Origin of the sequence: Sphingomonas sp., assembly GCF_965227385.1 — a bacterium.
GTDB lineage: Bacteria > Pseudomonadota > Alphaproteobacteria > Sphingomonadales > Sphingomonadaceae > Sphingomonas.
Genome location: NZ_OZ245750.1, coordinates 3,753,901 through 3,773,678 on the forward strand (window position 1 = coordinate 3,753,901; position 19,778 = coordinate 3,773,678).

24 protein-coding genes are annotated in these 19,778 nt (G+C 66.6%); 18 read left to right on the forward strand and 6 right to left on the reverse strand.

The window, feature by feature from the left end; translation table 11 throughout:
- Positions 1-10: 10 nt before the first annotated feature.
- The 4 genes from ACO05N_RS18480 to ACO05N_RS18495 are packed head-to-tail and all read left to right on the forward strand — an operon-like array spanning position 11 to position 2,277.
- Entirely contained in the window at positions 11-325 is a 315-nt protein-coding gene (locus ACO05N_RS18480; RefSeq protein ID WP_422058439.1) for a hypothetical protein, read from the forward strand.
- Between the two features lie 2 nt (positions 326-327).
- Positions 328-1,179: a flagellar motor protein MotB gene (locus ACO05N_RS18485; protein WP_422058440.1), complete on the forward strand. Its 852-nt coding sequence runs from the start codon at positions 328-330 to the stop codon at positions 1,177-1,179.
- Between the two features lie 10 nt (positions 1,180-1,189).
- Positions 1,190-1,639, forward strand: a complete 450-nt coding sequence (locus tag ACO05N_RS18490) for a hypothetical protein (RefSeq protein ID WP_422058441.1) — start codon at positions 1,190-1,192, stop codon at positions 1,637-1,639.
- On the forward strand, positions 1,639-2,277 hold the full coding sequence (locus ACO05N_RS18495) for a PilZ domain-containing protein (RefSeq protein WP_422058442.1): 639 nt from the start codon (positions 1,639-1,641) through the stop codon (positions 2,275-2,277). Before ACO05N_RS18490 ends, ACO05N_RS18495 begins: the two co-directional genes overlap by 1 nt.
- 1 nt (position 2,278) lies before the next feature.
- On the opposite strand, the gene fliP is transcribed toward ACO05N_RS18495, so the two are convergent.
- Genes fliP through ACO05N_RS18510 form a run of 3 tightly spaced genes read right to left on the reverse strand, consistent with a single transcriptional unit; the run spans position 2,279 to position 3,739 of the window.
- Positions 2,279-3,028, reverse strand: coding sequence for a flagellar type III secretion system pore protein FliP (gene fliP, locus ACO05N_RS18500; RefSeq protein WP_422058443.1), 750 nt, complete (start codon positions 3,026-3,028; stop codon positions 2,279-2,281).
- Positions 3,021-3,485 carry a FliO/MopB family protein gene (locus ACO05N_RS18505; RefSeq protein WP_422058444.1) on the reverse strand — a complete coding sequence of 155 codons (465 nt, stop codon included), beginning with the start codon at positions 3,483-3,485 and terminating at the stop codon, positions 3,021-3,023. The genes fliP and ACO05N_RS18505 overlap by 8 nt, the downstream gene beginning before the upstream one ends.
- Positions 3,482-3,739: a FliM/FliN family flagellar motor switch protein gene (locus ACO05N_RS18510; protein WP_422058445.1), complete on the reverse strand. Its 258-nt coding sequence runs from the start codon at positions 3,737-3,739 to the stop codon at positions 3,482-3,484. Before ACO05N_RS18510 ends, ACO05N_RS18505 begins: the two co-directional genes overlap by 4 nt.
- 110 nt (positions 3,740-3,849) lie before the next feature.
- Between ACO05N_RS18510 and flgC the strand changes: the two genes are divergently transcribed.
- The 5 genes from flgC to flhB are packed head-to-tail and all read left to right on the forward strand — an operon-like array spanning position 3,850 to position 6,718.
- The gene (flgC, locus tag ACO05N_RS18515; RefSeq protein ID WP_422058446.1) at positions 3,850-4,257 is read left to right on the forward strand and encodes a flagellar basal body rod protein FlgC; all 408 of its coding nucleotides are present in this window, start codon (positions 3,850-3,852) and stop codon (positions 4,255-4,257) included.
- 11 nt (positions 4,258-4,268) lie between these two features.
- Positions 4,269-4,598 (forward strand): flagellar hook-basal body complex protein FliE, encoded by a 330-nt coding sequence (locus ACO05N_RS18520; RefSeq protein ID WP_422058447.1) that lies wholly within the window; start codon positions 4,269-4,271, stop codon positions 4,596-4,598.
- 9 nt (positions 4,599-4,607) lie between these two features.
- Positions 4,608-4,874, forward strand: a complete 267-nt coding sequence (locus tag ACO05N_RS18525) for a flagellar biosynthetic protein FliQ (protein ID WP_422058448.1) — start codon at positions 4,608-4,610, stop codon at positions 4,872-4,874.
- 7 nt (positions 4,875-4,881) lie between these two features.
- Entirely contained in the window at positions 4,882-5,640 is a 759-nt protein-coding gene (gene fliR / locus ACO05N_RS18530; protein WP_422058449.1) for a flagellar biosynthetic protein FliR, read from the forward strand.
- Positions 5,641-5,644: 4 nt separating this feature from the next.
- Positions 5,645-6,718, forward strand: coding sequence for a flagellar biosynthesis protein FlhB (gene flhB / locus ACO05N_RS18535; protein WP_422058450.1), 1,074 nt, complete (start codon positions 5,645-5,647; stop codon positions 6,716-6,718).
- Positions 6,719-6,792: 74 nt separating this feature from the next.
- Here flhB and ACO05N_RS18540 read toward each other — a convergent pair whose 3' ends face one another.
- Positions 6,793-7,218 (reverse strand): flagellar assembly protein FliX, encoded by a 426-nt coding sequence (locus ACO05N_RS18540; protein WP_422058451.1) that lies wholly within the window; start codon positions 7,216-7,218, stop codon positions 6,793-6,795.
- An 84-nt stretch (positions 7,219-7,302) separates the two neighbouring features.
- On the opposite strand from ACO05N_RS18540, the gene ACO05N_RS18545 reads away from it, so the two are divergent.
- From ACO05N_RS18545 to ACO05N_RS18555, 3 genes are read left to right on the forward strand one after another with little or no spacing between them, the layout of a single operon-like run.
- Positions 7,303-8,409: a flagellar basal body P-ring protein FlgI gene (locus ACO05N_RS18545; protein ID WP_422058452.1), complete on the forward strand. Its 1,107-nt coding sequence runs from the start codon at positions 7,303-7,305 to the stop codon at positions 8,407-8,409.
- Positions 8,409-8,708: a rod-binding protein gene (locus tag ACO05N_RS18550; protein ID WP_422058453.1), complete on the forward strand. Its 300-nt coding sequence runs from the start codon at positions 8,409-8,411 to the stop codon at positions 8,706-8,708. The genes ACO05N_RS18545 and ACO05N_RS18550 overlap by 1 nt, the downstream gene beginning before the upstream one ends.
- Positions 8,698-9,117: a hypothetical protein gene (locus ACO05N_RS18555; RefSeq protein ID WP_422058454.1), complete on the forward strand. Its 420-nt coding sequence runs from the start codon at positions 8,698-8,700 to the stop codon at positions 9,115-9,117. Before ACO05N_RS18550 ends, ACO05N_RS18555 begins: the two co-directional genes overlap by 11 nt.
- Before the next feature lie 64 nt (positions 9,118-9,181).
- On the opposite strand, the gene ACO05N_RS18560 is transcribed toward ACO05N_RS18555, so the two are convergent.
- Positions 9,182-9,598: a flagellar basal body protein gene (locus tag ACO05N_RS18560; protein ID WP_422058455.1), complete on the reverse strand. Its 417-nt coding sequence runs from the start codon at positions 9,596-9,598 to the stop codon at positions 9,182-9,184.
- 4 nt (positions 9,599-9,602) lie between these two features.
- A complete protein-coding gene (locus ACO05N_RS18565) occupies positions 9,603-12,272 on the reverse strand; it encodes a hypothetical protein (RefSeq protein WP_422058456.1) in 2,670 nt (889 codons plus the stop codon).
- A 104-nt stretch (positions 12,273-12,376) separates the two neighbouring features.
- Here ACO05N_RS18565 and ACO05N_RS18570 point away from each other — a divergent pair, with 104 nt between their 5' ends.
- The 6 genes from ACO05N_RS18570 to flhA all read left to right on the forward strand — a co-directional run bounded on the left by ACO05N_RS18570 (position 12,377) and on the right by flhA (position 19,770).
- Positions 12,377-13,408 carry a flagellar motor switch protein FliG gene (locus ACO05N_RS18570; RefSeq protein WP_422058457.1) on the forward strand — a complete coding sequence of 344 codons (1,032 nt, stop codon included), beginning with the start codon at positions 12,377-12,379 and terminating at the stop codon, positions 13,406-13,408.
- Between the two features lie 10 nt (positions 13,409-13,418).
- Positions 13,419-14,099: a FliH/SctL family protein gene (locus ACO05N_RS18575; RefSeq protein ID WP_422058458.1), complete on the forward strand. Its 681-nt coding sequence runs from the start codon at positions 13,419-13,421 to the stop codon at positions 14,097-14,099.
- A 297-nt stretch (positions 14,100-14,396) separates the two neighbouring features.
- A complete protein-coding gene (gene fliF, locus ACO05N_RS18580) occupies positions 14,397-16,013 on the forward strand; it encodes a flagellar basal-body MS-ring/collar protein FliF (protein WP_422058459.1) in 1,617 nt (538 codons plus the stop codon).
- A gap of 11 nt (positions 16,014-16,024) precedes the next feature.
- A complete protein-coding gene (gene fliN, locus ACO05N_RS18585; RefSeq protein WP_422058460.1) occupies positions 16,025-16,384 on the forward strand; it encodes a flagellar motor switch protein FliN in 360 nt (119 codons plus the stop codon).
- A 2-nt stretch (positions 16,385-16,386) separates the two neighbouring features.
- Positions 16,387-17,673: a sigma-54-dependent transcriptional regulator gene (locus ACO05N_RS18590; RefSeq protein ID WP_422058461.1), complete on the forward strand. Its 1,287-nt coding sequence runs from the start codon at positions 16,387-16,389 to the stop codon at positions 17,671-17,673.
- Between the two features lie 15 nt (positions 17,674-17,688).
- Positions 17,689-19,770 carry a flagellar biosynthesis protein FlhA gene (flhA, locus tag ACO05N_RS18595; protein WP_422058462.1) on the forward strand — a complete coding sequence of 694 codons (2,082 nt, stop codon included), beginning with the start codon at positions 17,689-17,691 and terminating at the stop codon, positions 19,768-19,770.
- The last annotated feature ends 8 nt before the right edge of the window (positions 19,771-19,778 follow it).

The window sequence follows — 19,778 nt, forward strand, 5'->3', positions numbered from 1 at the left end:
GGGGTTAGCAATGCACGAAACCAACGCCCCAGCCTCCGGAACCGACCCGCTGGTCGGCGCGCTGCACAGCGCGGTCGCCGGCGAGCTGCGTCACGTCCGCGCCATGATCGAGGAACTGGCCGAGGTGCTGGTTGGCGACGAACATTTCGTCGACCGCTATCTCGACAAGCTGCAGGCTTTCGATCTGCTCGTCCAGTGCACCGAAGAGAGCGCAGCCGTGCTCGACCGTCTCGCGGCGGGTGCCTGCACGCGCAGCGCGATCGCGCCCGTGCGCCTGGGCCAGATCCATGAGCGACTGCACACGGCGCTCAAGGCGGCGCACTGATCATGGCCAGCCAGGCACCCAACGCACGCCCGATCGTCATCCGCAAGGTCAAGAAGGTGGTCGGCGGCCATCATGGCGGCGCGTGGAAGGTTGCCTATGCCGACTTCGTGACCGCGATGATGGCGTTCTTCATGCTGCTGTGGCTGATCAGCAATCCCGACAAGGAAACGCTGAAGGGGCTTGCCGACTATTTCTCGCCCGGCCCACCGATGGTGGGCGCCGCGGGCAATGCCGCCGGTGGCGCGCAGGCGGGTTCGGGCGGCCATGGTCGCGCCAAGAATGCCGACCAGGCGCAGGCCAAGGGCGTACCCGCGATGGACGCGCAGAGCGTCGGCACCGCACGCGGCGGATCGGCGACGATCCCGGACGCGGCGCTGCGCGTGCTGGCACAGGAACTGCGCGTATCGCTGGACGCGATCGCCAGCGATGCGAGCGCGCAGCAAACGGTGGAATCCGACGAGGATGGTCTGCGCATCACACTGATGGACAGTGTGCGTCAGCCGATGTTCCGGCCCGGTACCGCGCAACTCAACGATCTCGCCCGCCGCCAGCTGAACACCGTGGCGGAGAAACTCGCCCGGTCGGGCGCCCGCCTGACGATCGAGGGGCATACCGACGGTGCAGGTGGCGACAATGAAGCCAATTGGCGACTGTCGGGCGAGCGCGCGCTGGCCGCGCGATCGACGCTGCTGGGCGGAGGCATCACCGCCGACCGCATTGCCGGCGTGATGGCACGCGGCGCGAGTCAGCCGCTCTATCCCGGCGAGCCCGACCGCGCGGAAAACCGTCGCATCACGATCATCGTCAAGGGCGAGTCCCCCGCCACCCCCGCCGATTCAAGCTTCAAGCTGTAAGCCGAGGACCATGAAGAAGATCCTGTTCCCCATCGTATTGCTGATCACCGGCGGCGCAATCGGTGCCGGTGGCGGCTATGCGACCAACTTCTTCCTGGGCACACCCGCCGGCGCAACCACGGCCAAGCCCGAGCCGGTCGAGGAAGAGCCGGGCAAGTTCGTCGCGCTGCCCGCCATGACCGCGCCGCTGGTGCTCAAGGACGGCAAGCTGTCGGGCTATGCGACGTTCGAGGTCCAGCTGGAAGTCGACGAGAGTCAGGTCGACGCGGTCACCGCGCGCCTGCCGTTTCTGCAGCATGCGATCAACCTGCGCACGTTCAAGGTGCCGTTGGCCGCCGGTGCGGACGGGATGCTGCCCGATCTCGACAATTTTCGCCGCGTGGTGATCGAAGCAGCGCGTGAGGCCATCGGCCCGGACAAGGTGCGAAAGGTTGCGATCACCAAAGCGGAGCCGGCCTGATGTATACCGACCATCCCGAACGCTGGGACCGCGCACCGACCGCATCCGACGACCGGCGGAGCGGCGGCGAGACACGCCTGGTCACCACGCTCCTGGTCGGCCGTCTCGTGACGCCGCACGGCGACGTCGTCTGCCGCGTCCGCAACATTTCGGAGAGCGGCGCGCGCGTGGAGTGCCCGATTGCGCTGGCGCGCGGAGACAAGGTGCAGCTCGAGCTGCGCGGTGCCCCGCTGGTGGATGCCGAGATCGCCTGGTCGCAGGGCGGGGCGTCCGGCCTGCGCTTTCTGTCCAAGGTTCCGGCCGAGGTCATTCTCAAGCCGCCACCGTGCAAACAGGGCTGGCACAACCGCCTGCCCCGGCTCGACGCCGAATGCGGGGTTCTCGTGACGTGCGACGGTCGCCGCATGGCCGCAACGCTGCGCGACATCAATCAGCGCGGGATGCGGATCGACGGGCTCAACCGCAAACTGACGCAAGGGACACTGGCTGTGCACATACCGCAGCTCGGGACCGTCAATGCGGCCGTTCGCTGGCAGCGCGAGGATGCGGCGGGTCTGCAATTTCTGACGCCGCTGCGGTTCGAGACACTGTCGGCCTGGCTGCTCGATCCCGCCAGCCGGTTCGGGCGGCGGGACTAGACTAACCGCTTCCGAAACTTCGGATCAGGCTTCCGGCAACCAGCGCCCAGCCATCGACCAGCACGAAGAAGATGATCTTGCACGGCAGCGCAATCGTTGTCGGCGGCAGCATCATCATACCCATCGCCATCAGCACCGCCGACACGGCAAGGTCGATCACCAGGAACGGCAACAGCAGCAGAAAGCCGATCTCGAACGCGCGGCGCAGCTCGGAAATCATGAACGCGGGGATCAGCGTGCCCAGCGGCACGTCCGCCCGCGTCCTGGCAGGTTCGGCGGCAAGGCCGTTGAACAGGGCGATATCGTCGTCGCGCACCTGGCTCAGCATGAACTTGCGGAACGGCGCGGCGGTCTTTTCGAACGCCACATCCTCGCTGATCTTGCCTTCGGTATAGGGCTTGATGCCGGCGGTCCACGCTGCCTCCAGCGTCGGCGTCATCACGAACATCGACAGGAACAGCGCCAGGCTGATGATGACGGGATTGGGCGGCACGCCCTGCGCGCCCAGGCCGGTCCGCAGCAGCGACAGCGCGACGACGATCCGGGTGAACGACGTCACCGTCATCAGGATGCCGGGCGCCAGGCTGAGCACGGTCAGCAGCGCGACCATGCCGATCGCCTTGCCGCTCAGCGACCCGCTGACCGCCTCCAGCGCCGACCCCCCTGCCCCGCCGTCGCCCGCCGCCGCAGCGGCGGTTGCAGGGGCGAGCATCAGGATCGCGGTCAGACCATAACGCAGCAGCTTAGGCATGACGCGCGATCCGTGCATGGGCGAAATTGTGGACGCGCTCGAGGTTGCTGAGGAAGGCGGTCGATCCCGCCGCATCGCCACCGTCGCGCGCCGCATCGAACATCGCGACCGGCTCGGGTTCGACCAGCGCGGCAAAGGCGGGCGCCGGCTTGGGAGCGGGCGTTTCGATCAGGCGCAGCGCAGGCGCGTCGGTGCGTGCCTCGTGCAGCACGACGTTGCCCTCGGGCGCCATCAGCACGAGATGTTCGACATTGTCGCGGCGGACGAGCAGCAGCGAGCGTTTCTGGTCGACGGTCAGCCGCTCGACCACTTCCAGCCGCTTTTCGGGGGTGCCACCGGTACCGAGCCGCCCGGGCAGGCGGATGTCGAAGCGCCGGACCGCCCACAGCGCTCCAGCCAGCAGACCGAGCACGATCGCGAGCGCACCAAACATGCGCAACAGGGCGAGGATCGTCATGCTGCGCTGCTCGCGGGGAGAACTTCGGAAATTTCGATCGACATATGCTCGCCGCTCACGATCACGCGGCCCTTGGCGATCAGCGTGTCGTTGACGTAGATCAGCGTCGGATCGGCATCGGTGCTGTCGAGCGCGACAATCGCGCCGCGGCTCATCTTGAGCACCTGGCGGATCGGCAACTGGGTGGACCCCAGCACGATCGACAGTTCGACCATGATATCGTTGAGCACGGCGTTCCCCTGCGTGGTCGTCATACCGTGTTTATAGGGGGCAGATTTTGCCCCCGGTCCGACCGACCCGGAAAAACTTGCCTATAAGAAAGCTGTCGGGGGCAATTCCTGCCTGCCGCGCCGGATTTGGGATCATGGACCTCAAAAGTGCCGTCTCGGTCTCCGCCTCGGGCCTGCGCGCCCAGTCGTTGCGGATGCGCGTGATTGCGGAAAACCTCGCCAACCAGAGTTCGGTGGCACAAACGCCGGGCGGCGACCCCTATCGCCGCCGCGTGGCAACTTTTGCCGCCGAAGTGGATCGCGCGACCGGCGCCACCAAAGTCTCGGTCAAGGGCGTCGCCACCGACAAGTCGGCGTTCCAGCGCGTCTATCAGCCGGGCAACCCCGCTGCCGATGCGCGCGGCTATGTGAACATGCCCAACGTCAACGGCCTCGTCGAGACCGCCGACCTCAAGGCCGCGCAGCGCTCGTACGAAGCCAATCTCAGCGCCATCGAAGCCGCCAAGGGCATGACGATGCGCACCATCGACCTGCTGAAATAAGGGAAGCATCCATGTCCATCGGAGCACTTGACGCCGCCACCGCTTATGGCCGGGCCGCCGGCGTAGCGCCGCTGTCGCGCGGCCCCGGCATTGGCGGCCCCGGCGCGACCGAGGCCCCGGTTGCCGGCGGCTTCGGCCAGCTCGTTCAGGGGATGGTCGGTGACGCGTCGTCGAGCCTGAAGGCGGCGGAGACCGCATCGACGCGCCAGATCGCCGGCAAGGGCGATCTGATCGACGTGGTGACCGCGATGGGCGCCGCCGAAGTCGCGCTCGACACCGTCGTCGCCGTGCGCGACCGCGTGGTCAACGCCTATTCCGAAATCATGCGGATGCAGATCTAGGCCAGAGCAATGGACGCCAACTCCGCCATCGAGATCGGGCGCGCCGCGCTGATCCTGACACTGACCGTCGCCGGGCCCTTGCTGTTCGCCGCGCTGTTCACCGGCGTCGCGATCGGCCTGCTCCAGGCGCTGACCCAGATCCAGGAGCAGACGCTGACCTTCGTGCCCAAGATCATCATCATGGGCATCACGCTGCTGCTCAGCTTTCCCATGATCGGCGGCGCGCTTGGCGACTTCATGCGCGTGCTCAGCGACAAGATCGTGCAGGGCGGCTGAGCGCAGCATGATCGAGGACCTGCCGCTGCACGCCACCGCCTTTCTGATCCTGTTTGCACGGGTCGGATCGGTGCTGATGCTGCTGCCGGTGTTTTCAGAAGACGCGGTCCCCGCGCAGATCCGCCTGTTCGCGGGGCTTGGCATGACGCTGGGCCTGTGGAGCTTCCTGTCGGCCAAGGTAATCCCTGTCGCGGATGTCACCGATATCCAGCTCGCCGCGATCCTCGTCGCGGAGCTGCTGGTCGGGATCGGCCTCGGCCTGATCATGCGCATCATGTATCAGGCGATCTCGATCGCGGGATCGCTGATCAGCCTTCAGATCGGTCTTACCTCTGCCATGGTGTTCGACCCCGGCCAGTCGGGCCAGGCGCCGATCCTATCCAAATTCGTCGGCGTCGCCGCCGCCGTCGTGTGCTTCGCGATGGCGGTCCACCATCTGTGGCTGGGCGCGCTGATCAAATCCTATGGCCTGTTCCCGGTCGGTGTGGTGCCGAACACGCAGGATTTCGCCCAGCTGGCGGTGCGGGTCGCGGGCAATTCGCTCGCACTCGGCGTTTCACTCGCCGCGCCGCTGCTGGTCTATGGCATCGTCTTCAACACCGTCCTCGGCCTGGTCGCGCGTGTCGCGCCGGCGCTGCAGGTCTTCTTCATCGCCCAGCCGCTCAACCTGCTGCTGGGCATCACCATCGCCGCCGCGACGCTGGGGGCGACACTCGTCACCTTCGCGAACAGCATCGCGACGTGGATGAACATGGGCTGGAGCTGACGCGATGGCCGATGAATCGGAGGACAAGGACTCCAAAACATTCGCCCCATCCGAAAAGCGCATCGAAGATGCGCGAAAGAAGGGCGACGTGCCGATGGCGCCGGAGATGCGTCAGGCGGCGATGTTCGTCGGACTGATCATCGTCACCGGCGCCCTCGGGGCACAGGCTGCATCGGCGCTGGCCGGATCGCTCGCCCGCATCTGGGGCCGAGCGGACGATTTCCTGTTCAATCCCGACGGAGCGCAGATCTTCGGCGGGTTCGTCCTTGGCGAACTGGCCGCCGCGCTGTTGCCGATACTCGGCGCATTGTTCGGCTGCGCGCTGATCGGCGGCTTTGCCCAGGGGCGGCCGATGCTGAGCTTCAGCCGCATCGCGCCGAAATTCTCGAAGATCAATCCGGTGTCGGGCTTCAAGCGCATGTTCGGCGCGCAGGGGTTGTTCGAATTTGCCAAGACGCTCGCCAAGCTGATCGTGGTCGGCACGATCGGGACGATCATCCTGTGGCCGTTCCTGCCCGGATTCGAAACCATGGTGGGCGTCGGCCCGACGACAATAGCCGATCTGTCGCAACAGATGATCATGAGCGTGCTGACCATCGTCGTGGTGCTGGTCGCGGTGATCGCGGGCGCCGACTTCGTCTATCAGCGCTACAGCTGGTCGAAGAAGAACATGATGTCGCTCAAGGACATGAAGGACGAGCACAAGGAGCAGGAGGGCGACCCCAAGATCAAGGGCAAGATGCGCCAGATCGGCCTCAAGCGCTCGCGCCAGCGGATGATGCAGGCAGTCCCCTCCGCCACCGTCGTCATTACCAACCCGACCCACTATGCGGTCGCGCTGAAATATGACCATGGCGCGATGAACGCGCCGATCGTGGTGGCCAAGGGCACCGATGCGATCGCGCTGAAGATCCGCGAGATTGCGACCGCCAACGGCGTGCCTCTGGTCGAAAACCGCCCGCTCGCCCGCGCGCTGCACGCCAGTGCCGAGATCGATCACCCGATCCCGCTGGAACATTATCAGGCGGTGGCAGAGGTCATCAGCTATGTGATGAAGCTGGCGCGCGCGGGGCAGTAACGGCGGCTTCGGCAGGCGCCGGACCGGCATAGTCGCCGATCTGCCCCATTAACCATGTCCATTCACAATGGGGATCAGACCGTGCGGTCGTGCTTGGCCAGTTCGACGCGCACGCGCAGCTCAATGTCGCGCGCGATCTCGGCGAGCTCGGGATCGTCCGGCATTTCGAACAAAGCGGCCCATTGCGACAGCGCGTCGAGCGCTGCGGCGTCGGGCAACCCCTTCACCTGCGCGGCGTGCAGCTGCTCGAGAATCTCGAGCCCGCGCGCCGCCGGGCGTGCCTCGCGGCGGCGCTTGTCCTTAGGCGTTTCCAGCGCGGTCGCGGCGGCGAGCAGCACGTGAACCGTCGTCGCGGCCTGCAGCGTCGGGGCGGCCTGCGCCCCTTGTCGCGGCGCTTCGGGCATCTCCATTTTCGGGATGGCCAGGCGCAGGGCGGCGTCGGATTTGGACAGTGCGCTGAGCACCATCTGCACCGGCATCGGAACGCCCTCGATACGCACTGCTTCTCTTCTCCGCGAAGACCGGAACGGCCTTCTTCCTTCTATAAGAAGATTAACGGCGTTCCGGAGACGATGGACAGGTTTATGCACATTTTAAGGTTCCTGTTGCTGGCGCTGGTGCTGGCGGTGCCCGGTACCGCCGCGGCGAACAGCGCGCACCGCATCAAGGACATCGTCGATATCGAGAATGTCCGCCCCAACCAGCTGGTCGGATACGGCTTGGTCGTCGGCCTGCCCGGCACGGGCGACCGGACGCGCAACACGCCCTTCACCGAGGAATCGATCCAGGCAATGCTGGAGCGGATGGGCGTCAATGTCCGCGGGTCGCAGCTCAAGACGATGAACGTCGCTGCCGTATCGATCACCGCGACCATGCCGCCCTTTGCCCGCGCCGGATCGCGCATCGACGTGACCGTATCGGCGATCGGCGACGCTACCAGCCTGCAGGGCGGGACGCTGATCGCGTCGTCGCTGCGCGCGCTGGACGGCGAAATCTATGCCGTGGCGCAGGGCCAGGTCTCCGTCTCCGGCTTCAAGGCACAGGGCGCGGCGGCAAGCATCAGCCGGGGGGTTTCCACCTCGGCCCGGATCGCCGATGGCGCAATCATCGAGCGGGAGGTTCCGTTTGCGCTGCGCAGCGCGACCAGCCTCAAGCTGGCGCTGAAGAACCCGGATTTCACCACCGCCAACATGATTGCCGGCACGATCAACTCGACCTTTGCCGGTACCGCCGAGGTCCTTGACCCCGCCACGGTCGAAATCAAGCCCGGGCCCGGTTTTCCCGGATCGGTCGTCGATCTGGTCGCCCGTATCGAAAACCTGCCGGTGACGGTCGATCAGCCTGCCAAGGTGATCGTCAACGAAGCATCGGGCACGGTGGTGATGGGCGCCAATGTCCGGATCAGCCCGGTCGCGATCGCGCAGGGCGGGCTGACCATCAGCGTCGCCGAAACGCCACAGGTGTCGCAGCCCGCACCGCTGTCGCAGGGCCAGACCCAGGTCGTGCCGCGCACCCAGGTGACGGTCGACGACGGCACCGGCCGCTCGCTCGGCACGCTGGGCGGCGAAACCTCGCTCGCCTCGCTGGTCGCCGGCCTCAACGCGCTCGGCGTCAGCCCGCGCGACCTGATCACCATTCTTCAGGCCGTGAAGAGCGCCGGCGCGCTTCAGGCCGATATCGAGGTGCAGTGATGAGTCCCCTCTCCACCCCCGCCGCCGCGACCACCGGCGCTGCGCCCAACATTCCGACGCCAAAGAGCAAGGAGACGGCGCAGGCGTTCGAGGCGACCTTCATCGGCCAGATGACCCAGCTGATGCTGGAGAGCGTCGAGGAAGGCGAGTTTTCCGGTGGGCATGGCGAACAGATGTTTCGCGGCGTCCTCGCCGAAAATCTCGGTACCGCGATCGCCGCAAAGGGCGGCATTGGCCTGGCCCCCGCCGTGATGGACCAGATTATCAAGCTTCAGGGAGGCAATACGAATGGAAACTGAGCTTCTCGACCTGTTCCGCTCGCTGGCGTCGATCAGCGAGGAAGAAACGATGCTGCTGACGCAGGGCCGTCGCGGCGAGATCGCGGCGCTGGTGCAGGCCAAGACCCGGCTGGTCGGCGCGGTCGATCATGAAGTGGCGCGGCTCGATCGCACCAGCCCGGACTGGCGCGATACGCTCGACGCGGACACGCGTGCCGAGCTGACAGAACTGGCCGCACGGCTGCGCGACATCTGCGCCGCCAATGGCGCGGCGCTCAAGCGCCAGATCGACCTGTCGGACGAGATGATGGCGGAGATCGCGGCGGATGCCCGCCGCCGCCGCGGCACGGGCAGCGGTGCCTACGGCGCATCGGGCGGACTGGCCTTTGCCGGGACCGCGGTGCCGATCTCGGTCAACGCCAGCTTCTGAAGTCCACAAAAAAGGGGGGCGTCCCGGCCGGGACGCCCCCCTTTTTTCGTGCGCGTGCGTGGCGTCAGCCGCCGCCCTTACGGCCCAGCGCCGACTGCATCAGCCCCTGGCTCTTGCGATAGAGGCTGGTCATCGCGGCAAAGTCCGCCTGGATCTGACCCATTTTGAGCAGCTGGTCTTCGAGCGTCACGTTATTGCCGTCGGGCTTGGTTTCGCTGGTATCGGCGTCGAGCATCACGCTGCCGGCCGAGATCGGTGCGCGGGCGCCGAGTGCAGCCATGCTGCCGGTCAGCTGAACCCGCGGCCGCGCGATCGATGCGCTGCTGTTGCCGGTTTCGATCAGGTCGCTGAAGTCGGGCGCGCGCACGTCGCGCGCCTTGAAGCCCGGCGTTTCGCTATTGGCGATATTCTCCGAAATCACGCGCTGGCGTTCCGAGAGATGCTTCATGTTGCGGGCGATGCCGCCGATCAGATCGCTCATAAGTTCAGAACCCTATGGAGGTCGACGGGCCGGAGGCGAGGCGGCTGAGCGCCGCCTGGTAATTCGCCATCTGCGCCTGTTCGCGCGCGGTGTTCCCGCCCTTGCGTGCGCCTTCGACAAGTGCCTGTTTGCCATCGTCCCAATAAAGCGAGCGATAGCCGGTCTGCGACACCGAAAGCGCGGATTTGAGTTTTGCCAGGGCGGCGGTTGCCGACTTTTGGTCCGCGATCGACAGGCCCGGGTTGAGCCCCAAACCAAAGCTGCCGCCCGGACGGACGCGTGGCGCATCCTTGTCGATCGGGTCCATGCCGGACACGCGCGCAGCTGGCAGACCCAGCTTTTCCAGTGCGTCGCGACCGGCCGGACCTGCGACGAACTCGATATCGATCCCCGCCTTGGGCGACACGCGCAGCATCGCGCCGTCGTCCTTCTTGGGCGTGGTCACCAGCGCCTTCGATCCGGTGATCTTGCGCACCTTGTCGGCCAGGCTGGCCAGCGTTTCTTCCTTCGCGATCGTGATCGTGCGGAGCGGTCCGCCCGCGACGCGCATCTGGAAGCTGTCGCCTTCGCGCAGGCTGGACCCGGTGGTCAGGCGCAGCGAGCCGTCGGGCGTCGCGACGCCGCGACCCAGGCCAAGCGCATCGACCTTGCTCGACCCGCCATCGGATGCGGCAACGCGCACCGGTTCGGTGCGCAGGGTCGGCTGGCCGAATTGCGTGATCTTCTCGACGCCGCCGCTGGCCGGATCGATCCGTGCCACGAAACCGTCGGTCGGTCCGCTGCGCGTGCCGCCCAGATCGCCGGTGGTGCGGCCGCCGACATAGAGCTTGCCATTGCTGAAGGCGAGGCTGTCGACCTGTTCGTTGCCGGCCGTGCCGAGATAGGTGGTGGCCATGCTGCTGCCATCGGCGGCAAGGCGCATGACGAACCCGTCGCGCCCGCCGGTGACCCCGTTGACCTGCGTTCCAGGCAGTGCAGAGAGCGTCGTTCCGCCGATCGCAATCGATCCGTCCGGCGCGATCGCAATGGCGCGCGCGTCGGAAGCGCCCAGATCGATGGTATCGAGCACCGTTCCGGGACTGGCAGGGTCGAGGAAGCGGAGCTTCGACGTCGCGCCCTCTTTGGTCAGCGCGGCGAGGCGACCATCGGCGGTCATGGTCATCGCCGTGACGCTTTCGTCGCCGCTGGTGCCCGGCAATTTGACGCGCTGGGTCACTGCGCCCGTCCCGCTGAGCCGGGCGACAAAGGCGTCTCCGCCACCCTGTGCCGCACGGCCGCCCACCAGGATCGCGCCATCGTCCGCGATGGCGATGCTGGTGGCGCGATCGTCACCCGACGATCGGATGCGGCTGGCGAACATCTCGTCGCCGTTATTGGCATAGCGGGCGACGAGCATGTCGGCGTCCGCGCTGGTTCCGGCGAAATTGCCCGACACCGTGCCGGCAACGACGATGTCGCCATTCTGGGCGACGGTGACGGCAGCGCCTGACGCGCTGTCGGCGGCGCCCAGCGCGCGTTGCCACACGACGTTGCCGAGGCTGTCCATCTTGGTGAGATAGAGGTCCTGCGTACCGGCGGCGCGCAATTCGTCGAGGTCGCCCGAGGCGGTGCCGACGACATAGGCAAAACCGTCCGCATCCGTCGCAACGGCATCGGTGGTAGTCGCCACCGCCTTGGTCGTCAGCCGGTCCTTCGCCTCGATCGTCGCCAGCGTCTTGTTGGTCATCGCCGCTTCGGGATCGTCGATGCGCAGCACGCGGGCTGCGGTCGGCGTTTCGAGGCCGGTGCGGCCGGTGGCGACGATCAGCGCATCGGGGGCATCGACCTGATCGATCGACACGCTCTCCAGCCCCTGGCGGTTGATGCCCATCGTCCAGCCGTCTTTTTCGGTCTTTTTCGGCTCGAACGTGACCTTCCATTTCGGCGCAGGCGTGCCGTCGCCGTTGAGCACGACATTGCCGCCAGCATCGCGCAGCGGAATATTGGCGATCGCCTGATTGACGAGGTTCGCCACGCTGTCGAGTGTGGGCGGTTCGGGCAGCGAACCAAGGTCGATCACCACCGTATCGATCGAACTGCCGCGCTCCAGCGTGACCCGGAACCGTTCGGTCCCCGACATTTGCGAGAGCACCTCGTCGCGCTTCGCCACGACGCCCTTGCCCGACACGCTGACCGTCAGCCCGCCGGTGCCCGGCGCAACCACCGTGCTTTCGGCCCGGCGGACCGGCTGCCCAAAGGACAGCTCCAGCTTGTCGGAGGGCGCGGTGCCCATATAGGTCTGGAGGTCGGCAAGCCCCTTGGCGAAGGTCGCGGCGAGCTGGCCGCGTTCGGTGGCCGACAGGCCCGGCTTCGCGGCGCTTTCGGCAAGAATGTTGAGACGGTCCAGCGCTTTCCAAGTGGTGAAGGCGGTCTGCACATCGGTCGGCAGCGCCCGTACGCCGTTCAGCGGCTTGTCGATGATGGTGGCGAGGCGGCGGATCGTGGCGATCTGATTTGAGATCGACCCGGTCGATCCGGCCTCGCGCCAAGGGGGAGTCGTTTCGGGTAGGGTGAACTGAGCCTTGGCCTCGCGCACGGCCTTGCTTTCCACCGTCAGGCCCGCGCCCGAGGTCGAATACCAGCTCGTATCGGCACCCAGCAGGGTCAGCCCCGCCAATCCCGAAGAGATGTTCATGATCCTGTCCTCACGCGACCGGGAACCCCCTTTCGAGTCCATAATAGAGGGGTCGTGCGCGAAACCGACGGGTTAACCACGAATAAATGCAGGGGAACTAGACGATGTTGATGACTCCGGTCGAGGAACCGCCAGAATATAAGCGGCTCAACCAGCGGGAGCGTGCGGCGGCGCTGATGCTTGCGCTGGGCCAGGAGCATGGCGCGCCGATCTGGGAGCAGCTGTCGATCGACGAGGTCAAGGAACTGTCGCAGAGCATGTCGCAGCTCGGTCGGATCCCCTCCAGCCTGGTCGAATATCTGCTCAACCAGTTCCAGGCCGAAATGTCGTCGATGAGCTCGTGCCACGGCTCGTACGAGACGACCGAACGCCTGCTCAACAGCGTGCTCGATGCCGACCGCGTCAAGGAGATCATGGAAGATATCCGCGGTCCGTCGGGCCGGACGATGTGGGACAAGCTGTCCAACGTCAACGAAGGCGTTCTGGCCGGTTATCTGCGCAACGAATATCCCCAGACGATCGCCGTCATCCTGTCCAAGCTGAAATCCGACCATGCCGCGCGCGTGCTCGGCGCGCTCCCGCGCGACATCGCGGTCGATGTGGTGCAGCGGATGCTGCGCATGGAAACGGTGCAGAAGGAAGTTCTGGCACAGGTCGAAGCGACGCTGAAAACCGAATTCATGGCCAATTTCGCCCGCGCCCAGCGCCGCGACCCGCATGAAGCGATGGCCGAAATCTTCAACGCGATGGACCGGTCGACCGAGGAAAGCATGCTCTCCGCGCTCGACGCCCGCTCGCCCGACGCCGCCGACCGTATCCGCTCGCTGATGTTCACCTTCGAGGATCTGGGCGGTCTGCTGCCGGCATCGATTGCGGTGATCGTCCGCCAGGCCGACAAGCGCCAGATGGCGCTGGCTTTGAAGGGCGCGCCGGAAAACATCCGCTCGCTGTTCTTCTCCACCATGACCGAACGCTCGGCCAAGCTGCTGCGCGAGGATATGGCTTCCATGGGTCCGGTGCGCGCGCGCGATTGCGAAGAGGCGCAGTCCGCACTCGTCCGCCTGGCCAAGAACCTTGCCGATATGGGGGAGATCGTGCTGGTCGATCCCAAGAGCGACGACACGATGATTATCTGAGGTGCAGACGATGGATATGGCCTTCAGCACCAAACCGTTCGGCTTCGATCGCGTATTCACCGCGCCAAAGCCGGCGCGCACGGTCGAGCATGACGACACGATCTCGCTGGTCATCAAGATCGAAGCGCTTGAGGACGAACTGGCGCATCTGCGCAAGACGCAGAATGAGGAGCTGGCCCGCGCACGCGCCGATGCGTTTCAGGCCGGGCTCGATGCAGCGCGTTCGGACCGCGAGACCGCATTGCTCGCGGCAATGGACGCGCTGCATTCAGAGGTGGAGGGCATGGTCGAGGATCGGGCAGGCTTTCGCGCCGACACCGCGCGCGAAGCGGCCGAACTGGTACTCGCGGTGGCGCAGCATCTGGCCGGCCATCCGCTGCTCGCATCGCCGGCCCAGGCGATCGATGACGCCATCGGCCGCGCGCTGGCCCAGGTGACACGCGGCACCGAATTGGTAGTGCGCGTCCACCCCGACATGGCCGAGCAGATCGAGGAGCGGATCGCCGCGCGACAGGCCAATGACCGCCGCCGCCTGAACCTGCATGTTACGCACGACCCCTCGCTCGCCAGCGGCGATGCGCGGATCGAGTGGGACGAAGGCGGGCTGACGCTGGACCGTGCGATGCGCGAAGCCGCGGTGCTGCGCGAACTGAACAATCTTTTTCCGGTTGGCGACGGTCCGGCACAATGATCCTCTATCAGTAACCTGTCGGATGGCCCGGCTCCCCTGCCCGGCCCCCTCCGCAGATCGGCGCCCCCGGACTCCCCCGTCCGGGGGCGTTTTGCGTTTGCGGTCGCGGCAGCGGATCGAAGCGGCACCGGCCCGTTTTCCCCACCCGGACGCACTTGCTCCGCCCGGATTAAAGCGTGGGCGGGCGCCGCAGAAATCCACTCGGCAATTTTTTCCCACCGGCAAAACCTGCCGCGCTGGCGCCATCTATAATTGACCTGAGGAACAGGCAGTTCCGGCTGGTTGATAGGGTGCCGCTTGGAGCAGGTTAAAGGGCTGATCGCACAATTGGGGGCCAAGCGGCTCATCATCATGGGCGGCGTCGCGGCATTGATCATGGCGGCGCTGGCGATGGTCGCGCTGCGGGGTGAGAACACCACCATGGGGTTCCTCTACACCGATCTCGACCCGTCGGCCGCCGCCGCGATCTCGGAGAAGCTGAAGTCGCAGAACGTCCCCTTCGAACTGTCCGCCGACGGCACCGCGGTGATGGCCCCAGTCGATCGCCTCGCCGAACTGCGCATGGCGATGGCCGGCGAGAAGCTGGGCGGCAAGATCGGCTATGACGTGCTGGACGAGGAACAGCCATTCGGCGTGTCCGCCAGCCGCGCCAAGATGAACGAAACCCGCGCGATCGAGGGCGAACTGGTCCGCTCGATCCAGAGCCTCGATGCCGTGTCGGGCGCGCGCGTGCATATCGTGATGCCCGAACGCGCGATGTTCGCCGCAGAGGCGCGGCCCGCGACAGCATCGGTCACCGTCAAGACCAAGGGCCGCCTGCCCGCCGAGACGATCCAGGCGATCCGCTACCTCGTCTCGTCCGCAGTCCCCGAACTCTCGCCCGAATCCGTGTCGATCGTCGACCAGTCGGGCGCTTTGCTCGCGCGGGCCGGCGAACAGGGCGCGGCGGGCGGCGGCACCATCGACGAACGCCAGGCGCAGATCGAGGCGAAGATGCGGGAGGAGATCATCGCGCTGCTCGAGCCGATCGTCGGCCAGGGCAAGGTCCGCGCCGAAGTCGCCGCGCAGATCGATCGCGATGCAACGCGCGAGGAATCCAATGTCTACGATCCCGACAAGCAGGTGATCGCGCGTCAGGTGACGGTCGAAAGCGACGACCAGACCAACGAGAATAGCGGCGAACAGGCCGCGACGGTCGGCAACCAGCTGCCCGAGGCACAGCAGCAGCCGGTCGGCGCCAATGGCGGCGACACACGGCAGCAGGCGCGCAAGGAAACGTCGGAAGACGTGACCTATGCCAACAGCGCGACCCGCAGCGTGGTGACGCGCGAACCGGGCAAGCTGACCCGCCTGTCGGTCGCGGTCACCGTTGACGGCGGTGCCCAGGGTCTGCCCGAAGCACGCAAGCAGCAGCTGACCCGGCTGGTGGAGAATGCCGTCGGCATCGATACCGAACGTGGCGACAGCGTGGTGGTGGAAAGCCTCGCCTTTGCCACCCCGGCCGAACCTGCCGATGCGCAGACCGCCTGGTACAGCTTCTTCACCTCCGACCAGGTGGTCGGGTTGCTGAAGATCCTCCTGGTCGGTGCGATCGGCCTGATCGTGCTGCGCATGCTCCGCTCGCGCGCCAACAAGGAGGCTGAGGGCGAGGTCGGCCCGCCGATGCTGCCCAGCGATCAGAACGCCGAGATGCTGGCCATCGCGCAGCAGGCCGCCGAGGGCGACCCGGAGGCGCTCAAGCAACTGGAATCGATGCAGGGCAAGCGCTCCGACGTCCCCCTGCTCGACCACGAAGTTCAGCTCAACAATGTCGATGGCCAGGTCAAGGCGTCGCATCTGCGCAAGGTCGGCGACATGGTCGCCAGCAACGCGCCCGAAGCGACCGCCGTGATCCGCCAGTGGATGAACGCATGATGGAGACTCCGATGTCCGAACCCGGCGAACCGATCGAGAGCCACGAGAGCGGCGCCATGATCGAGAGCGAGGCACCGCCGTCGTTCGAGGAATTCGCAACCGACGGCCCCGCCACCGATACCGGCCCCGCCGGCTCGCTGTCCGCCGTTAGCGAGGTTCCGGTCCGCGTCCAGGCCGTGCTCGGCCGTGCGCGCGTGCCGGTCGGCGAGCTGATCCGGATGAAGTCGGGCATGGTGCTCGAACTCGACCGCCGCGTCGGCGAGCCGGTGGACGTCTATGTCAACAACCGGCTGGTCGCGCGCGGCGAAGTGATGCTGGTCGACCATGCGCTCGGCGTCACGCTGACCGAAATCGTCCGCCAGGAAGGCTGAACATGCAGCTTCGCCTGATGATCGTCGGCGCCAGCAGCGGCCCGTTTGGCGAGGCTGCGCGCATGGCGCAGAGCCTGGGTGCCGAAGTGACGATCGCCGAGACGCCGTCCGAGGCGCTGGAGCATCTGCGAGAGCGTGGCGCGGGGCTGGTGATGATCGATGTCGACAGCGACGTTCCCGGCTTCATGCGCGCACTGATCGCCGAGCGCTTTGCCGTGCCCGTACTCGCCTGTGGCATCGACGCCCCGGCCGAGCGGGCGGTCGCGGCGATCCGCGCGGGTGCGCGCGACTATATTCCCCTGCCCCCCGATCGCGAGCTGATCGCGGCCGCGATCGCGCAAATGGCCCAGGCCGATTTCGCGCCGATGGTTGGCGAAGACCTCGCCTGGCTGCGCGCGCTCGACTTCGCGCGCGCAATGGCCCCTGCGCATGCCCCGATCCTGATCAGCGGCGAGCGCGGCACCGGCAAGGAGCGCGTCGCGCACGCCACCCATGCCGCATCGGGCCGATCCGGCTTCGTCACGGTCGAATGCACCGGCGTCGCGCCAGAGGTGCTGCACTCCGAACTGTTCGGCCATGCGGCCGGCGCGTTCGACGGCGCGCTGGCCAGCCGCCGGGGTGCCTTTGCCACCGCCAGCGGCGGCACGCTGTTCCTGCGCGATATCGATCGCCTGCCCGCCGCGCTCCAGCTGGACGTGCTCAAGGCGATGGCGGCCCCGGCCGCGCCCAACGTCATCGCCAGCACGCGCCGCGACGTCGCGGCGATGGTCGATGCCGGACAGTTTCGCGGTGACCTGCTTGCCCGCTTCGCACTGGCCACCGTGGCGCTGCCGCCGCTGCGCGCGCGCGGCGGGGACATCCGCCTGCTTGCGGCGACCTTTGCCGCACGCTTCGCGGCGATGCAGTGCCTGCCCAGCCCGCTGATCGACCCGGCGACCGAAACGCTGCTGACCAGCCATGACTGGCCCGGCAATGTCGCCGAACTGCAGGATGCGATGCACCGCGCCGTGCTGCTGTCGCCCGACGGCTATATCGGTCCGGAAGCGATCGTGCTGGCGGACGGGTCGCGGCTTGCCCCGGTCGCTCCATCCGCGGGCAAGCCGGTTATCGCCTCGCTCGTCGGCCAGACCGTCGAAGAGGTCGAGCGCCAGCTGATCCTCGAGACGCTGGAGCGGTGCCAGGGCAACCGCACCTCGGCCTCGCAGATCCTGGGCATTTCGGTCCGCACGATGCGCAACAAGCTCAAGGCCTTTGTCGAGGCGGGCATTGCGGTCGTTCCGGCAACCTGACGCGGAAATCATGCGATGAACGGACTCAACGGCTTTCTTTCGCGTCTGGGCAATGGTCGCGACATCGCGCTGGCGGTCGGCGTGTTGGCGATCATCGGCACGCTGGTGCTGCCGATGCCCGGCTGGATGCTCGACCTGGGCCTTGTCCTGTCGATCACCCTGTCGGTGATGATCCTGATGACGGCGCTGTTCATCGAAAAGCCGCTACAGCTGTCGGCATTCCCGACGATCCTGCTGATCGCGACGATGCTGCGGCTTGGCCTCAACATCGCCTCGACCCGCTTGATCCTGGCGCATGGCCATGAAGGCGCGCATGCGGCGGGCGGCGTGATTGCGGCGTTCGGCGAGTTCCTGATCGGCGGCGAGCCGGTGATCGGCATCACCATCTTCGCGATCCTGATCGTCATCAACTTCGTCGTCATCACCAAGGGCGCGGGCCGCATCGCAGAAGTCGCCGCGCGCTTCAGCCTTGACGCGATGCCCGGCAAGCAGATGGCAATCGACGCCGACCTGTCGGCCGGCATGATCACCGAAGAACAGGCGCGTAGCCGCCGCCAGGAAGTGGAGGCCGAAAGCGGCTTCTTCGGCGCGATGGACGGTGCGTCCAAGTTCGTGAAGGGCGATGCGATCGCCGCGCTGCTGATCACCGCGATCAACGTGATCGTCGGCCTGATCATCGGCGTCGCCGTTCATGGCGTGCCGTTCGGCGAGGCGTTCCACAGCTACACGCTGCTGACCGTCGGCGAAGGGCTGGTCAGCCAGGTTCCGGCACTGGTGATTTCGATCGCCGCTGGCCTGATGGTGTCGAAGGGCACGCAGGCGGGCAAGACCGGCACGGCACTGGGCGAGCAGCTGGGTCGCTATCCGCAGGCATTCGGCATGTCCGCCGTCCTGCTCAGCGGTCTCGCGCTGATGCCCGGCCTGCCATTCCTGCCGTTTGCGATGTTCGCTGCGGGCACGGGCTATGCCGGCTGGCATCTGGCCAAGAAGAGCAAGGAACGCGCCGCCCTTGCCGAGCGCATCGCGCAGGTCGAAGAGGCCGAGGCCGCCGCCACAGTCGAGGAACCGATCTCGCGCACGCTCGCGATTGACGCGGTCCGGATCGAGATCGGCTATGGCCTGTTGCCAATCATCAACGATGCCGCGCGCGAACCGCGCCTCGACGATCAGGTGCGCGCGCTGCGCCGCCAGATGGCGACCGAATATGGCTTCGTCCTCCCCTCGGTCCGCATCATCGACAATATGGGCCTGCAGGCGAACCAGTATGTCATCTACATCAAGGAGACCGAGGCCGCGCGCGGCGACATCCGGCTCGACCGCCTGCTCGTCATCAATCCCGGCGACGGTCCGGCGGGCATCCCGGGCGAACCGACGCGCGAGCCGGTGTTCAACCTGCCGGCCCTGTGGATCGACCGCGAGCTGCGCGAGGAAGCGGGCTTCCGCGGCCTGACCGTGGTCGATGCCGGCACGATCATCACCACGCACCTGACCGAACTGGTCAAGGACAATATCGCCGACATGCTGAGCTACACCGAGGTGCAGAAGCTGTTGAACGAGGTGCACACCGACTCGTCCAAGCTGGTGGCGGAGATCATTCCCTCGCGCATCTCGATTTCCGGCGTGCAGCGCATCCTGCAGAATCTGCTGGGCGAAGGCGTGTCGATCCGCGACGTGCCGACGATTCTGGAGGGAATCGCCGAAGCCGCGCCGATCACCACCAACCTGACGCAGATCACCGAACATGTCCGCGCGCGCCTTGCCCGGCAGATCTCGGCCACCCAGTCGCGCGAAGGATCGATCCCGATCGTCACCCTCTCGCCCGAATGGGACGCCGCCTTTGCCGAGAACATCATGGGCCAGGGCGACGAACGCCACCTCGCCATGCCGCCGTCGATGCTGCAGGGCTTCATCGCAGCCGTGCGCGACACTTATGACCGGATGGCGAACAGCGGGGAAATCCCGTGCCTGCTCACCAACCCCACGATCCGCCCGTTCGTGCGCAGCGTGATCGAGCGGGTACGCCCCGCCACCGTGGTGCTGTCGCAGAACGAAATCCACGCCCGCGCCCGGGTGCGCGCGCTCGGCACGATTGGTTGAGCCATGCG

What these genes read in the sequence shown, in the direction of transcription:
- ACO05N_RS18480 (WP_422058439.1), top strand. Translation starts at nt 11, where the DNA reads ATGCACGAAACCAACGCCCCAGCCTCCGGAACCGACCCGCTGGTCGGC.
- ACO05N_RS18485 (WP_422058440.1), top strand. Translation starts at nt 328, where the DNA reads ATGGCCAGCCAGGCACCCAACGCACGCCCGATCGTCATCCGCAAGGTC.
- ACO05N_RS18490 (WP_422058441.1), top strand. Translation starts at nt 1,190, where the DNA reads ATGAAGAAGATCCTGTTCCCCATCGTATTGCTGATCACCGGCGGCGCA.
- ACO05N_RS18495 (WP_422058442.1), top strand. Translation starts at nt 1,639, where the DNA reads ATGTATACCGACCATCCCGAACGCTGGGACCGCGCACCGACCGCATCC.
- fliP (WP_422058443.1), bottom strand. Translation starts at nt 3,028, where the DNA reads ATGCCTAAGCTGCTGCGTTATGGTCTGACCGCGATCCTGATGCTCGCC.
- ACO05N_RS18505 (WP_422058444.1), bottom strand. Translation starts at nt 3,485, where the DNA reads ATGACGATCCTCGCCCTGTTGCGCATGTTTGGTGCGCTCGCGATCGTG.
- ACO05N_RS18510 (WP_422058445.1), bottom strand. Translation starts at nt 3,739, where the DNA reads ATGACGACCACGCAGGGGAACGCCGTGCTCAACGATATCATGGTCGAA.
- flgC (WP_422058446.1), top strand. Translation starts at nt 3,850, where the DNA reads ATGGACCTCAAAAGTGCCGTCTCGGTCTCCGCCTCGGGCCTGCGCGCC.
- ACO05N_RS18520 (WP_422058447.1), top strand. Translation starts at nt 4,269, where the DNA reads ATGTCCATCGGAGCACTTGACGCCGCCACCGCTTATGGCCGGGCCGCC.
- ACO05N_RS18525 (WP_422058448.1), top strand. Translation starts at nt 4,608, where the DNA reads ATGGACGCCAACTCCGCCATCGAGATCGGGCGCGCCGCGCTGATCCTG.
- fliR (WP_422058449.1), top strand. Translation starts at nt 4,882, where the DNA reads ATGATCGAGGACCTGCCGCTGCACGCCACCGCCTTTCTGATCCTGTTT.
- flhB (WP_422058450.1), top strand. Translation starts at nt 5,645, where the DNA reads ATGGCCGATGAATCGGAGGACAAGGACTCCAAAACATTCGCCCCATCC.
- ACO05N_RS18545 (WP_422058452.1), top strand. Translation starts at nt 7,303, where the DNA reads ATGCACATTTTAAGGTTCCTGTTGCTGGCGCTGGTGCTGGCGGTGCCC.
- ACO05N_RS18550 (WP_422058453.1), top strand. Translation starts at nt 8,409, where the DNA reads ATGAGTCCCCTCTCCACCCCCGCCGCCGCGACCACCGGCGCTGCGCCC.
- ACO05N_RS18555 (WP_422058454.1), top strand. Translation starts at nt 8,698, where the DNA reads ATGGAAACTGAGCTTCTCGACCTGTTCCGCTCGCTGGCGTCGATCAGC.
- ACO05N_RS18560 (WP_422058455.1), bottom strand. Translation starts at nt 9,598, where the DNA reads ATGAGCGATCTGATCGGCGGCATCGCCCGCAACATGAAGCATCTCTCG.
- ACO05N_RS18565 (WP_422058456.1), bottom strand. Translation starts at nt 12,272, where the DNA reads ATGAACATCTCTTCGGGATTGGCGGGGCTGACCCTGCTGGGTGCCGAT.
- ACO05N_RS18570 (WP_422058457.1), top strand. Translation starts at nt 12,377, where the DNA reads ATGTTGATGACTCCGGTCGAGGAACCGCCAGAATATAAGCGGCTCAAC.
- ACO05N_RS18575 (WP_422058458.1), top strand. Translation starts at nt 13,419, where the DNA reads ATGGATATGGCCTTCAGCACCAAACCGTTCGGCTTCGATCGCGTATTC.
- fliN (WP_422058460.1), top strand. Translation starts at nt 16,025, where the DNA reads ATGTCCGAACCCGGCGAACCGATCGAGAGCCACGAGAGCGGCGCCATG.
- ACO05N_RS18590 (WP_422058461.1), top strand. Translation starts at nt 16,387, where the DNA reads ATGCAGCTTCGCCTGATGATCGTCGGCGCCAGCAGCGGCCCGTTTGGC.
- flhA (WP_422058462.1), top strand. Translation starts at nt 17,689, where the DNA reads ATGAACGGACTCAACGGCTTTCTTTCGCGTCTGGGCAATGGTCGCGAC.